Below are 13837 nucleotides of genomic sequence, written 5' to 3'. Positions count from 1 at the left end.
CCATTTTCCTGTCGTGTTCATGGGTCGTCGACGCGCGATCCGGGATGCCCGGCGCGCACGCGTCGAGCGCTGCTGAACAGGAATTTAGGAGAATGCCGTGATCGAAACAATCGTCTAGAATGGATCATTAAAATCGATTTTCTTGATGGGTCATGGAGCGAAGCCCCAATCTGGATCAACTGCGCGCGTTCATCGCGGTGGTCGAAGCCGGTAGCTTTTCCGGCGCGGCGCGGCGGCTCGAGCGCGCGCAATCCGTCGTCAGCTACGCGATCGCCAATCTGGAGTCGTTGCTGGGCGTGCCGCTCTTCGAACGGGGCAAACGGCGACCGACGTTGACGGCGGCCGGTGAAATCGTCCTGGCCGACGCACGGCGGCTCGACATGCTGGCGGGCCAGTTGCTGGCGAAGACCGCCGGTTTGCGCGGCGGGGTGGAAGCCGAGCTGTCGCTGGCGGTGGACGTGATGTTTCCACTGGCCAGGCTCGTCGAGGGGCTGCGCGCGTTCGCCGACGAATTTCCCACGGTCGCGCTCAACCTGACCATCGAAGCGCTCGGCGGCGTGATGAAGCTGGTGGTCGACGGCGGCTGCGCGCTCGGCGTCAGCGGGCCCGTGCAAAACTGGCCGGATGTGATCGACGCGACGTCCATGGGCGCGATCGAACTGGTCACCGTCGCCGCGCCCACGCATCCGCTCGTGCAGCGCCGCGGGCGTGTGCCGCTGTCCGAGGCTCGCGAATATACGCAACTCGTGCTGACGGATCGAAGCAAGCTGACCGAAGGGCAGTCGTTCGGCGTATATGCGACCCGCACATGGAAGACTGCGGACCTCGGCGCCAAGCATCGGCTGTTGCTCGAAGGGCTCGGCTGGGGTTCGATGCCGATGCATTTGATCGAGGACGACCTGCGGCAAGGCCGACTGGCCGTCGTGCGGTTGTCGGATCGCGATGTGATTCGATACGGTATGTCGTTGATCAGGCGGGCCGATCGTGCGAGCGGGCCCGCGACGCAGTGGCTGATCGACCATCTGACGCGTCCTGGTGAACCGGACGCCTGAAGCGCGACGCCGTCTATCCGCTTCACTGCGCCGAAAACGGCGCCATGTGATACTGCCAGGCACGTCGCACGGGCGCCTGCGTCGCCATCGGCAAACGCGTCCCGCTGACAGCCTTCACATCGTTCGCCTCTCGCAACACCACCCGTCATGACCGACTCGACCCATCACTATTACGAACCGTCGCAAGGCCACGGCCTGCCGCACGACCCGTTGAACGCGATCATCGGCCCGCGCCCGATCGGCTGGATCTCATCCCGCGGCAGCGACGGCACGCTCAACCTCGCGCCGTACAGCTTCTTCAACGCGTTCAACTATCGCCCGCCGATCATCGGCATTTCGAGCACCGCCGCGAAGGACAGCCTGCGCAACGTGCAGGAAACCGGCGAGTTCGTGTGGAACCTCGCGACGCGCGATCTCGCCGAGCGGATGAACCAGACCTGCGCCGCCGTGCCGTACGACGTGAACGAATTCGAACTCGGCGGCTTGACCGCCGTGCCGTCGCGCCTCGTCGACGTGCCGCGCGTCGCGGAAAGCGGCGTGAACTTCGAATGCAAGGTGACCGACGTGATCCGGCTGCGCGATCATCACGGTGTCGAGACGCCGGCCACGCTGGTGCTGGGCGAGGTCATCGCGGTCCATATCCGCCATGACCTGCTGAAGGACGGCATTTTCGACACGTTCGGCGCGGGCATCATTCTTCGTGCGGGCGGCCCGTCGGCCTACGCGCACGTGACGCCCGACAGCCGCTTCGACATCTTCCGTCCCGACGCGTGATCGATCGCGCGCCGCAGTAAGCCGGCAAGCGGGCGCACGAGCGCCCGCACCCGACGAAAGACCCCGCTGAAATCCAGGATTTCGCGGGGTCTTTTGCTTCGTACCCTCACATGATCGGGACGGCGCCGATCCGTCCGTTCCTTGATGCCCGCTCGCTGCCGCCGGCCCAACGACGATGCGCTGCAGCAAACCCGTCCGTCGTTAAAGCTGACCACCGCACGCACATGCCGCCACCGCGATCCACCATGGCAAATCTGCTCATCACGAACGAGCGGCTTGGGCATCGACGCCCGCCGCTGCGAGGCATAAATTTCCAAGGTTGACGTGCTTATCCGCGCGTCAGCTCGCGCGCAGGCCGGCAACCGGCCCGCGCGTTCCCAAACAGCGTGAGACACAATCGAGCGTGGAGACGACACGATGAGCCTGTCAGAGCCATTGCGTCTGCATGTGCCGGAGCCCACCGGGCGCCCGGGCTGCAAGACGGACTTTTCCTATCTGCATCTATCGCCGGCCGGCGCCGTGCGCCGCCCACCGATCGACGTTGCCGCGGCGGACACCGCCGATCTCGCCCGCAGCCTCGTGCGCGTGCTCGACGACAACGGCAAGGCCGTCGGCCCGTGGGCCCCCGATCTCGACGATGCGCGGCTGATCGCCGGGCTGCGCGCGATGCTCAAGACCCGCATTTTCGACGCGCGCATGATGATCGCGCAGCGTCAGAAGAAAATCTCCTTCTACATGTTGAGCCTCGGCGAAGAGGCGATCGGCACCGCGCACGCGATGGCGCTGCGCGACGGCGACATGTGCTTTCCGACCTACCGGCAGCAGAGCATCCTGATCGCGCGCGACGTGCCGCTCGAGCGGATGATCTGCCAGCTGATGTCGAACGAAGGCGATCCGCTGAAGGGCCGCCAGCTCCCGGTGATGTACTCGGATCGCGCAGCCGGCTTCTTCTCGATTTCCGGCAACCTCGCGACGCAGTTCATCCAGGCGGTCGGCTGGGCGATGGCGTCGGCGATCAAGGGCGACACGAAGATCGCATCCGCATGGATCGGCGACGGCGCGACGGCCGAAGCCGATTTCCACACCGCGCTCACGTTCGCGCATGTGTACCGCGCGCCGGTCGTGCTGAACGTGGTCAACAACCAGTGGGCGATCTCGACGTTCCAGGCGATCGCGGGCGGCGAGGGCACGACCTTCGCGGGGCGCGGCGTCGGTTGCGGGATCGCGTCGCTGCGCGTCGACGGCAACGACTTCCTCGCGATCTACGCGGCGTCGAGCTGGGCGGCCGAGCGTGCGCGCCGCAATCTCGGCCCGACGCTGATCGAGTGGGTGACCTACCGCGCGGGTGCGCATTCGACGTCGGACGATCCGACCAAGTACCGGCCGAGCGACGACTGGTCCCATTTCCCGCTGGGCGATCCGATCGAGCGCTTCAAGCGCCACCTGATCGTGAAGGGCATCTGGTCGGACAGCGCGCACGACGCATTGACGGCCGAACTCGAGGCCGAGGTGATCGCCGCGCAGAAGGAAGCGGAGAAGTACGGGACGCTGGCCGACGACCGGATTCCGTCGCCGGCCTCGATGTTCGACGACGTGTACAAGGAGCTGCCCGCGCACCTGCGCCGTCAGCGCCAGGAACTGGGAGCGTGATCATGGCGCAACACGAGACAGAGACGGCGACGCAGCCGATGACGATGATCCAGGCGCTGCGCTCCGCGATGGACGTGATGCTCGGGCGCGACAGCGACGTGGTCGTGTTCGGGCAGGACGTCGGCTATTTCGGCGGCGTGTTCCGTTGTACCGAAGGACTGCAGAACAAGTACGGTAAGTCGCGCGTGTTCGATGCGCCGATCTCGGAAGGCGGGATCGTCGGCGCGGCGGTCGGGATGGGCGCATACGGATTGCGGCCCGTGTGCGAGATCCAGTTCGCCGACTATTTCTATCCGGCATCCGACCAGATCGTGTCGGAAGGCGCGCGGCTGCGCTACCGCTCGGCCGGCCAGTTCACCGCGCCGATGACGATCCGGATGCCGTGCGGCGGCGGCATCTACGGCGGGCAGACCCACAGCCAGAGCCCGGAGGCGATGTTCACGCAGGTGTGCGGGCTGCGCACGGTGATGCCGTCGAATCCGTACGACGCGAAAGGGCTCTTGATCGCGTCGATCGAGAACGACGATCCGGTGATCTTCCTCGAACCGAAACGGCTGTACAACGGGCCGTTCGACGGCCATCACGAACGGCCGGTCACGTCGTGGCTCAAGCATCCGGCGAGCGCGGTGCCGGAAGGCTACTACACGGTGCCGCTCGATACGGCCGCCGTCGTGCGGCCCGGCAACGACGTGACGGTGCTCACATATGGCACGACGGTGCACGTGTCGCTGGCCGCCGCCGAGGAGACGGGCATCGACGCGGAAGTGATCGACCTGCGCACGCTGTGGCCGCTCGATCTCGACACGATCGTCGCGTCGGTGCGCAAGACCGGGCGCTGCGTCGTGGTGCACGAGGCGACGCGCACCTGCGGCTATGGCGCGGAGCTCGTGTCGCTGGTGCAGGAACACTGCTTCTACCACCTCGAAGCGCCGGTCGAGCGCACGACGGGCTGGGACACCCCGTATCCGCATGCGCAGGAATGGGCGTACTTTCCGGGGCCGACCCGGGTCGGTGAAGCGTTGCGACGCGTGATGGAGGCGTGAGATGGGGATTCATGTCATCAAGATGCCGGATATCGGCGAAGGGATCGCCGAGGTCGAGCTGGTGGCCTGGCATGTGGAAGTCGGGCAGACGATCAAGGAAGACCAGCCGCTCGCCGACGTGATGACCGACAAGGCGGCGGTCGAGATCCCGTCGCCGGTGACGGGCAAGGTGATCGAGCTGGGCGGCCGGATCGGCGAGATGATGGCGGTGGGCAGCGAGCTGATTCGGCTGGAAGTCGAAGGCGACGGCAACCTGAAGGCCGCGGCACCGGTGCAGGAAACGAAGGTAGCAACCGCACCGGTTGAGGCGCCGGTGCCGTCGAAGCCGGTGGCCGACACATCGGTCGAGCCGCCTGCGCAGCCCGCGGCGCTCCGGGCACCGGCGAAACCGCGTCGCGACGAACCGGCCTCGCCGTCGCGCGCGGCGCTCGCGCCGGGCGAGCGGCCGCTCGCGTCGCCGGCCGTGCGTCAGCGCGCGTGGGACATGGGCATCGAGCTGCGCTACGTGCGCGGCACCGGTGAAGCCGGGCGCATCCTGCATGCGGACCTCGATGCGTATGCGCGGACCGGCGGCGGTGCGTCGCACGCATCGCAGCCGCGCGGCTACGACGAGCGCCACGACGAAACCGAAGTGCCGGTGATCGGCCTGCGGCGCGCGATCGCGCGCAAGATGCAGGAGGCGAAGCGCCGCATCCCGCACTTCAGCTACGTCGAGGAAATCGACGTCACCGAGCTCGAATCGTTGCGCACGGAACTGAACCGCCGTCACGGCGACACGCGCGGCAAGCTCACGCCGCTGCCGCTGCTGATCCGCGCGATGGTGATCGCGCTGCGCGACTTCCCGCAGATCAACGCACGGTTCGACGACGAAGCGGGCGTCGTCACGCGCTACGGCGCGGTGCACATGGGCGTCGCGACGCAGACGGACGGCGGCCTCACGGTGCCCGTGCTGCGTCATGCGGAAGCGCGTGACGTGTGGTCGATCTCGGCGGAAATCGCGCGGCTCGCCGATGCGGTGCGGGCGAACCGCGCGCAGCGCGACGAGTTGAGCGGCTCGACGATCACGATCTCGAGCCTCGGCGCGCTCGGCGGCATCGTGTCGACGCCGGTGATCAATCATCCGGAGGTCGGCATCGTCGGCGTGAACCGGATCGTCGAGCGGCCGATGATCCGCGACGGCGCGGTCGTCGCGCGCAAGATGATGAACCTGTCGTCGTCGTTCGACCATCGCGTCGTCGACGGCGCGGACGCGGCCGAATTCATCCAGGCCGTGCGCGCTGTGCTCGAACGCCCGGCACTGCTGTTCGTGGAGTGAGCCGATGAAGAACGAACACACCACACTGCTCGTCATCGGCGGCGGCCCGGGCGGCTACGTCGCCGCGATCCGCGCCGGCCAGCTCGGCATTCCGACCGTGCTCGTCGAACGCGACCGGCTCGGCGGCACCTGCCTGAACATCGGCTGCATTCCGTCGAAGGCGCTGATCCACGTGGCCGACGCGTTCGAGCAGGCGTGCGGCCATGCCGGTGAAGCGGCGCTCGGCATCCGCGTGCGCACGCCGGAGATCGACATCGCGAAAAGCGTCGCGTGGAAGGACGGCATCGTCGACCGGCTGACGCGCGGCGTCGGCGCGCTGCTCAAGAAGAACGGCGTGCGCGTGCTGCACGGCGAAGCGCGCGTGATCGACGGCAAGACCGTCGAGGTCGTCAGCGGCGGCCATGCGGTGCGGATCGGTTGCGAGCACCTGTTGCTCGCGACTGGTTCCGAGCCGGTCGAACTGCCGTCGATGCCGTTCGGCGGGCACGTCGTGTCGTCCACCGACGCGCTGTCGCCCGCGACGCTGCCGAAGCGGCTGGTCGTCGTCGGGGCCGGCTATATCGGGCTCGAACTCGGGATCGTCTATCGCAAGCTCGGCGTCGACGTCAGCGTCGTCGAGGCGGCCGAGCGCGTGCTGCCTGCGTACGATGCCGAACTCGTGCGGCCGGTGGCCGATTCGCTCGCGCGCCTCGGCGTGCGGCTGTGGCTCGGCCACACCGTGCTCGGGCTGGACGAGCACGGCGCGGTGCGCGTGCGGGCGGCTGACGGCGCCGAGCAGACGCTGCCGGCCGATCGCGTGCTGGTTGCCGTCGGCCGCAAGCCGCGCGTCGACGGGTTCGGGCTCGAGACGCTGATGCTCGATCGCAATGGCCGCGCGCTGCGGATCGACGACGCCTGCCGGACCTCGATGCGCAACGTGTGGGCGATTGGCGACGTCGCGGGTGAGCCGATGCTCGCGCATCGCGCGATGGCGCAAGGCGAGATGGTGGCCGAGCTGATCGCCGGCCGGCGGCGCCAGTTCACGCCCGCGGCGATTCCGGCCGTGTGCTTCACCGATCCCGAGATCGTGACGGCCGGCTGGTCGCCGGACGATGCACATGCGGCCGGCGTCGATTGCCTGAGCGCGTCGTTTCCGTTCGCCGCGAACGGGCGGGCGATGACGTTGCAGGCGACCGACGGATTCGTGCGCGTCGTCGCGCGGCGCGACAATCATCTGATCGTCGGCTGGCAGGCGGTCGGGCGCGGGGTGTCGGAGCTGGCCGCGGCGTTCTCGCAGTCGCTGGAGATGGGCGCGCGGCTGGAAGACATCGGCGGCACGATCCACGCGCATCCGACGCTCGGCGAAGCCCTTCAGGAGGCGGCGTTGCGGGCGCTCGGACACGCGCTGCATGTCTGACGTGCGGGCTTGACGGAGCGCTGCCGGTGCGTCGCGCACGCATCGGCGGCGCTTGCGGCGTCTGATGGACTTCATGTTGTTCATCCGGTATCCGTTCGTGCCGGTCCCGAAACCGATCCGATCGGGTTTGCCCGTGCTCGCGCGCCGGGTCGGGAACGCGAGTCGGGCGCAGCGCCGGGGCCGGGTCGTATTCGATCGCCCGGAACGGCGCCTGACAGGCCGGTAATTTTTCGAGACGAGGGGAGGGTTGCCGCCGCCACGTCGGCCGACGATCATGTCGATAGCCGGAAACCGGGCTGCCTCGGCCCGCCAACGCAGGCTTCACACGGAACAACCGGACATGAAACTGCTGCTCGTCGGCGCGACCGGACTCGTCGGGCGCCACGTCCTCGAAGTTGCGCTCGCCGACGCGCGGGTCGATCAGGTGATCGTCCTCGCGCGCCGGCCGTTGTCGCCGCATCCGAAGATGCGCGCGCTGGAAGTCGATTTCGACCATCTGCCCGACACGGCCGATTGGTGGCACGCGGATGCCGTGATCTGCACGCTCGGCACGACGATGCGGGCCGCCGGTTCGCAGGCGGCCTTCCGGCGCGTCGATCACGACTATCCGCTTGCGGTCGCGCGGCTCGCGCATCGGCACGGCACGCCGACCTACGTGCTGAATTCCGCGCTCGGCGCCGATGCCGGGTCGCGCATCTTTTACAACCGCGTGAAGGGCGAAGTCGAGCGGGCGCTCGCCGGCGTCGGCTTCGATTCGCTCACGTACGTGCGACCGGGCCTGATCGGCGGCAGCCGCGACGAGTTCAGGTTCGGCGAGCGGCTGTTCGTGTTCGCGCTGAGCGCCGTCGCGCCGGTGCTCCCGGCGAAGTGGCGCGTGAATCCCGCGCCGCGGATTGCGCGCGCGTTGCTCGACGCGGCGATCGACGCACGGCCGGGCGTGCAGGTCGTCGCATCCGACCGGCTCGTCTGATGCGGTGCGGGCGGTGCGCCCGTCCGACTATTCGTCTGCGTTTCCGACGAGCGCGCCGAACTGCTCGGCGAGCGCGGCCATGAACGCATCCAGCGCTTCGCTGCCGTCGGAATTCCTCGGTGTCGCGAGCTGGAATGCCACCGTGTGGCTCAGCTTGCTCGCGAGCAGCCGGCGCATCTTCCCGGCGGCGATCCACGGTGCCGCGACGTGGTCGGGCAGGAAGCCGACATGCGCGCCCGACAGGATGAAGATCACGTCGGCATCGACGTTTTCCGAAAACGCGGTCGGCCGTGCATTGCGCAGCGCCGCTCCCGACGTGTTCGTCTTGTAGAGCCGCGCGACGTTGCTCGCGTGTGCGATGTCGTTGACCGACACGGCTTTCTTCGCGAACAACGGATGGCGGGCGCCGCAATGCAGCGACTGGTGCTCGACGAACAGCGGCGCATAGTGCAGGCCGGCCTGGTGGCCGGAGAAATAGCCGATCGCGAGCTGCAGTTCGCCTTTCAGCAGCCGGCGCTCCAGCTCGTCGGGCGGCACCGCGATCATTTCGATCAGCACATCCGGCGCGCGCTCGCGAAAGCGGCTGACGGCCGCTGCGATCGATTCGACGACGTCGGGCGAGATCCGCTCGGACAGGCCGATGCGCAATTCGCCAAGCAACGTGCCCGAGATGTGCTGCGTGTCGCGCGTGAACACGTCCATCGCGTGCAGCAGGCGGCGCGTCGACTGCAGCACGCGTTCGCCCTTCGGCGTCAGCCGGAACCCGCCTTTGCCGCGATCGCACAGCCGGAACCCGAGCCGCGTCTCGAGCTTGGCCATCTGCGTGCTGATCGTCGACGGCGCCATGCCGAGCGTGCCTTGCGCGGCACTGAAGCCGCCGCTTTCGACGATCGTCAGAAAGAGCCGCAGCAACTGCAAATCCATGTCTCTGAGTCGGGTCAGCATGGCGATACATCGCATTTTGTGAAGTCGGCTTATGTTAGTTCATATTTTTCGTTGCATGCGGGCGCGGCAGAATCGGGCTCGAGGTCGCCAGCCGCGCGGCCGTGCCCCCTTCAGACCGGACTCCGACGATGAGCCAGAACGATTTCGCGTTCACCCGCGACAGCCTCTACGGCACCCAGGCCGAACCCAGTTTCGCGGGCGCGACGAGCTTCATGCGCCGGCGTTTCAGCCGCGATCTGGACGGCGTCGACCTCGCGATCACCGGCGTACCGTTCGATTCCGCCGCGTCGCACCGGCCCGGCACGCGCTTCGGCCCGCGCGGGTTGCGGACCGCGTCGACGGGCATCGCGTGGGCGCGTCCGTGGCCGTGGTCGTTCGATCCGTTCGACGTGCTGGCGGCGGTCGATTACGGCGACTGCGCGTTCGATCTCGGGCAGCCCGAAGCGGTGCCGGGCGCGATCGAGCGGCATGCCGATGCGATCCTCGCGCGCGGCTGCGCGATGCTGACGCTCGGCGGCGATCATTTCATCACGTATCCGCTGCTGAAGGCGCATGCGAAGGTGCACGGGCCGCTGTCGCTCGTGCATTTCGACGCGCACACCGACACGTGGCCCGACCGCGACGTGAAGCGCATCGATCACGGGACGATGTTCTATCACGCGGCGCGGGAAGGGTGGGTCGTGCCCGGACGATCGGCCCAGATCGGCATCCGCACGACCAACGACGAACCGATGGGCTTCGACATCCAGGATGCGCGTCAGGTGCATGCGTCGACGCCCGCCGCGGTCGCCGCGCGCATTCGCGAGCGAGTCGGCGATCATCCGGTGTACCTGACGTTCGACATCGACTGTCTCGATCCGGCGTTCGCGCCGGGCACCGGGACGCCGGTGTCGGGCGGACTGTCGAGCCATCAGGCGTTCGAGATCCTGCGCCACCTCGACGGGATCAACCTGGTCGGCATGGACGTGGTCGAAGTGTCGCCGCCGTACGATCACGCGGAAATCACGTCGCTGGCCGGTGCGACGATCGCACTGGAACTGATCTGCCTGTATGCGTCGCGCCGGCGGCAGAAAAAGGAACACCCGATCGATGGATGAACTGATCTGGCGCAAGGCCGTTCCCGGCGACGCGGCCGACTGCATCGCACTGCGTGCGCGCACACGCGAAAACGCGTTCAGCGAAGCGCAGTTGCGCGCGCTCGGCATCACCGTTGAAAGCTGGGACGACGGTATCCGCGACGGCGTGTTCGCAGGCCATGTCTGCTGTGCGCCCGCACACATGGTCGGCTACTGCTTCGGCGACACCGGTTCGGGCGAAATCGTCGTGCTCGCGATTTTGCCCGAGTACGAAGGGACGGGGATCGGCAAGCGGCTGCTGCGGTGCGTGATCGACGATTTCGCGGCGCACGGCGTCACGTCGCTGTTTCTCGGCTGCTCGACCGATCCCGCGTCGCGTTCGTACGGGTTTTATCGCCATCTCGGCTGGATACCGACCGGGGAACTGGACGACGCGGGGGACGAAATTCTCACGTTTCAGGTCGGGCCGCGCGGTTGATCGCATGTGGGGTCCGGGGTACGACGTCGTGGCTCTGCGTCGCGACAACGCCGACGACTGGCTGCACGGACACGACATCGAGGCCGCGCGACAGCTGCTGAACTTCCTCCCGCCGACCCCATGACGGTCGCGCCTGCTCGGCCACCCCCCACCGACCCAACTTTCATTTTTCCTACATCCGACTCGCGGCAAAACTGCGCGGGTGTGCCGCGATTGCTCGGACGATTTCGAAAACCGATCGATACCGGGTAATCACCGATATCTCCCAAGTTGTATATACAACATCATCCGCTGGCAATGTCGGCACACGTCGTGCCGGTTGCGCGCCAGCGTGCAGACCGTGCGTGCGTGGCGCATGCCGGCGATCCACGGCGCCCCGCATCCGCAGAGCCGAAAGGGCGGCTCGCAGTTTCCTGTCCCGTTCAAACCATGTGTGGTCCTGAGTATTTTGGAGATTGACCCGTGTCAACGAATTCCAGTGGAAAAGCTGGCGGACTGATCGAAGTACGCTCGATCGACTTCATTCCCGACGCCGAGCGCCACGGCGGCCTGCTGAGCCAGTTCACGCTGTGGCTGTCGGCCAACATGCAGATCACGGCTATCGTCACCGGGGCGCTGGCGGTCGTGCTCGGCGGCGACGTGTTCTGGTCGCTGGTCGCGCTGCTGCTCGGCCAGCTCGTCGGCGGCGCGGTGATGGCGCTGCACGGCGCGCAGGGGCCGCAGCTCGGGCTGCCGCAGATGATCTCGAGCCGCGTGCAGTTCGGCGTGTACGGCGCGATGATTCCGATCGTGCTGGTGTGCCTGATGTACATCGGCTTTTCCGCGAGCGGCTCGGTGCTGGCCGGGCAGGCCGTCGCGCAACTGCTGCACGTCGACGACGCGGCCGGCATCCTGCTGTTCGCGGCCGTGATCGTCGTGCTGACCGTGTTCGGCTATCGCGCGATCCACTTCGTCGGCCGGATCGCGAGCGTGGTCGGCATCGTCGCGTTCGTCTACATGTTCGCGCAACTGTTCGCGAACCACGACATCGGCGCGCTGCTCGCAAACCGGCATTTCTCGCTGGCGAGCTTCCTGCTCGCGATGTCGCTGTCCGCGTCGTGGCAGATCGCGTTCGGCCCGTACGTCGCCGACTATTCGCGCTACCTGCCGCGCTCGACGTCGTCGGTCGCGACGTTTCTCGCGGTCGGCCTCGGCTCGGTGATCGGCGCGCAGGCGGCGATGGTGTTCGGCGTGTTCGCGGCCGCGCTGGCCGGCAGCCAGTTCGCGCACCACGAAGTGTCGTACATCGTCGGCCTGGGCTCGACGGGCGCCGTGGCCGCGCTGCTGTATTTCAGCATCGCGTTCGGCAAGGTGACGGTGACGGCGCTCAATGCATACGGCAGCTTCATGTCGATGGCGACGATCGTCAGCGGCTTTCGCGGCAAGGGCGCGGTATCGTCGAAGAGCCGCCTCGTGTACATCTTCGGGATGATCTGCGTGTCGACGCTGATCGCGCTCGCGGGCCGTCATTCGTTCCTGAAGGAATTCACCGCGTTCATCCTGTTCCTGCTCGCGTTCTTCACGCCGTGGAGCGCGATCAATCTGGTCGATTACTACTGCTTCACGCGTTCGCGCTACGACGTGCCGGCGTTGTCCGATCCCGATGGTCGCTACGGCCGCTGGAACGTGATGGCGATCACGATCTACGTAGTCGGTATCCTGGTGCAACTGCCGTTCATGTCGACGCACCTCTACACGGGGCCGCTCGTCGATGCGCTCGGCGGCACCGATATCTCGTGGATTCTCGGCCTCGTCGTGCCGGCCGTGCTGTATTACGTCGGCGCGCGCGCGTCGCGACGCAGTATTCCCGAGCGCCTGATCCTGCCGCTCGAACGCGGCGAAGTTCACCACTGACCACGCGTCTCGCGCATCGGGCCGGCACGCCACCGGCCTGAGCGCCGAGTCGGACGTAGCCTGCGTCCGGCTCCATCAACACATTCCGATATCCCGCGATACCGGTGCGGCGTTCACGCCGTGCCCGGTGTCGTTTCAATCTCGACCTATCAAATAGTATGACTAAGCATATTGAAACGCGCGGCATCGATTGCCGGGTGCGGCCGGTGCACGCCGGTTTTCGTCTCATGGTGGCGCTTGCCTGCGTCGCCGGTTCGGGCACTGCGTCCGCGCAGGACGGCGTCACGCTGTACGGCGTGATCGACGAATTCGCGCAGGTCGTGAATACGGGCAACGGCTATACGGCCGCGATCAACTCGGGCGGCCAGTGGGGCAGCCGGTTCGGATTGAAGGGCGGCGAGGATATCGGCGGCGGCCAGAAGATCGAGTTCGCACTGGAAAACGGCTTCAATCCAAATGACGGCTCGCTCGCGAGCGCCGGCAGCCTGTTCAACCGGCAGGCGTGGGTCGGCATCGCGGGGCAGTGGGGCAAGGTGCGCGCGGGCCGGCAGAATTCGCCGCTATTCAACGGCCAGGGCGGGCAGGATGCATTCGGCGGAGTCACGCAGGCATCCGGCATGGACAACTTGACCGTGTTCGCGTTCCGCACAAGCAACACGCTGTCGTACCAAAGCCCGGAGATCGCCGGTTTCCAGGGCGGGCTGTACTTCGGATTCGGCGATGCGGGCGGCGTGCGCTCGGCCGGCTCCAGCCAGCAGTTCGACCTGACCTACGAACACGGTCCGTTCGGCGCATTCGTCGCGGGCCAGTGGTTGAAGAACGCCGTGGCGACCACGACGGATCGCACGATCATGGCAGGTGCATCATATGCGATCGGCAAGGCCACCGTGTATGGCGGCTTTTCCGCGGTGAAGTGGGCCGACCTTGGAATCGATTCGCGTGTGTACGGGCTGTCGGTCAAGTACCAGTTCAACCCGGCCAACTATGTCGCGCTCGGTTACGCGTACCTGCACGACCAGTTGTCGCAAGGCAACCACGCAGATCAACTCGGGCTGATGTACGAATACGACCTGTCGAAGCGCACGAGCTTCTACGGCGCGCTGTCGTACCTGCGCAACCGCAACCAGGCCGGCTACACGCTCGCTGGCGCGGCGAACCCCGGCCTGCCGCTCGCGTATCCGGGTGCGAATGCCCGCGGCGTGCAACTCGGCATCGTGCATCGCTTCTGATGCATGCGCACGGAGC

12 protein-coding genes are annotated in these 13837 nt (G+C 67.1%); 11 read left to right on the top strand and 1 reads right to left on the bottom strand.

Annotated elements, in window-relative coordinates; all coding sequences use genetic code 11:
• Positions 1–152: 152 nt before the first annotated feature.
• The 7 genes from BLS50_RS02225 to BLS50_RS02195 all read left to right on the top strand — a co-directional run bounded on the left by BLS50_RS02225 (position 153) and on the right by BLS50_RS02195 (position 8200).
• Positions 153–1052 (top strand): LysR family transcriptional regulator, encoded by a 900-nt coding sequence (locus BLS50_RS02225; protein ID WP_006476390.1) that lies wholly within the window; start codon positions 153–155, stop codon positions 1050–1052.
• A gap of 147 nt (positions 1053–1199) precedes the next feature.
• Complete coding sequence (locus BLS50_RS02220; protein ID WP_074800432.1) at positions 1200–1826, top strand: flavin reductase family protein; 627 nt, start codon at positions 1200–1202, stop codon at positions 1824–1826.
• Positions 1827–2243: 417 nt separating this feature from the next.
• Positions 2244–3476 carry a 3-methyl-2-oxobutanoate dehydrogenase (2-methylpropanoyl-transferring) subunit alpha gene (locus BLS50_RS02215; RefSeq protein WP_074800429.1) on the top strand — a complete coding sequence of 411 codons (1233 nt, stop codon included), beginning with the start codon at positions 2244–2246 and terminating at the stop codon, positions 3474–3476.
• A gap of 2 nt (positions 3477–3478) precedes the next feature.
• On the top strand, positions 3479–4519 hold the full coding sequence (locus tag BLS50_RS02210; protein ID WP_027807525.1) for an alpha-ketoacid dehydrogenase subunit beta: 1041 nt from the start codon (positions 3479–3481) through the stop codon (positions 4517–4519).
• 1 nt (position 4520) lies between these two features.
• A complete protein-coding gene (locus BLS50_RS02205; RefSeq protein ID WP_074800426.1) occupies positions 4521–5834 on the top strand; it encodes a dihydrolipoamide acetyltransferase family protein in 1314 nt (437 codons plus the stop codon).
• Between the two features lie 4 nt (positions 5835–5838).
• Positions 5839–7230: a dihydrolipoyl dehydrogenase gene (lpdA, locus tag BLS50_RS02200; RefSeq protein WP_074800423.1), complete on the top strand. Its 1392-nt coding sequence runs from the start codon at positions 5839–5841 to the stop codon at positions 7228–7230.
• 340 nt (positions 7231–7570) lie between these two features.
• Positions 7571–8200: an NAD(P)H-binding protein gene (locus BLS50_RS02195; protein WP_074800420.1), complete on the top strand. Its 630-nt coding sequence runs from the start codon at positions 7571–7573 to the stop codon at positions 8198–8200.
• A 27-nt stretch (positions 8201–8227) separates the two neighbouring features.
• On the opposite strand, the gene BLS50_RS02190 is transcribed toward BLS50_RS02195, so the two are convergent.
• Positions 8228–9145: a LysR family transcriptional regulator gene (locus BLS50_RS02190; RefSeq protein ID WP_074800417.1), complete on the bottom strand. Its 918-nt coding sequence runs from the start codon at positions 9143–9145 to the stop codon at positions 8228–8230.
• Between the two features lie 128 nt (positions 9146–9273).
• Between BLS50_RS02190 and speB the strand changes: the two genes are divergently transcribed.
• The 4 genes from speB to BLS50_RS02165 all read left to right on the top strand — a co-directional run bounded on the left by speB (position 9274) and on the right by BLS50_RS02165 (position 13821).
• The gene (gene speB, locus BLS50_RS02185; protein WP_074800415.1) at positions 9274–10242 is read left to right on the top strand and encodes an agmatinase; all 969 of its coding nucleotides are present in this window, start codon (positions 9274–9276) and stop codon (positions 10240–10242) included.
• Positions 10235–10699, top strand: coding sequence for a GNAT family N-acetyltransferase (locus BLS50_RS02180; RefSeq protein WP_074800413.1), 465 nt, complete (start codon positions 10235–10237; stop codon positions 10697–10699). The genes speB and BLS50_RS02180 overlap by 8 nt, the downstream gene beginning before the upstream one ends.
• 462 nt (positions 10700–11161) lie before the next feature.
• Positions 11162–12592 carry a purine-cytosine permease family protein gene (locus BLS50_RS02170; RefSeq protein ID WP_011694243.1) on the top strand — a complete coding sequence of 477 codons (1431 nt, stop codon included), beginning with the start codon at positions 11162–11164 and terminating at the stop codon, positions 12590–12592.
• Between the two features lie 158 nt (positions 12593–12750).
• The gene (locus BLS50_RS02165) at positions 12751–13821 is read left to right on the top strand and encodes a porin (RefSeq protein ID WP_074800403.1); all 1071 of its coding nucleotides are present in this window, start codon (positions 12751–12753) and stop codon (positions 13819–13821) included.
• Positions 13822–13837 lie beyond the last annotated feature (16 nt).

It is taken from the genome of Burkholderia orbicola, from assembly GCF_900100915.1.
Lineage (GTDB): Bacteria > Pseudomonadota > Gammaproteobacteria > Burkholderiales > Burkholderiaceae > Burkholderia > Burkholderia orbicola.
Note: the sequence above shows the minus strand (reverse complement) of the source record. Positions and strands in the feature narration are given on the sequence as shown.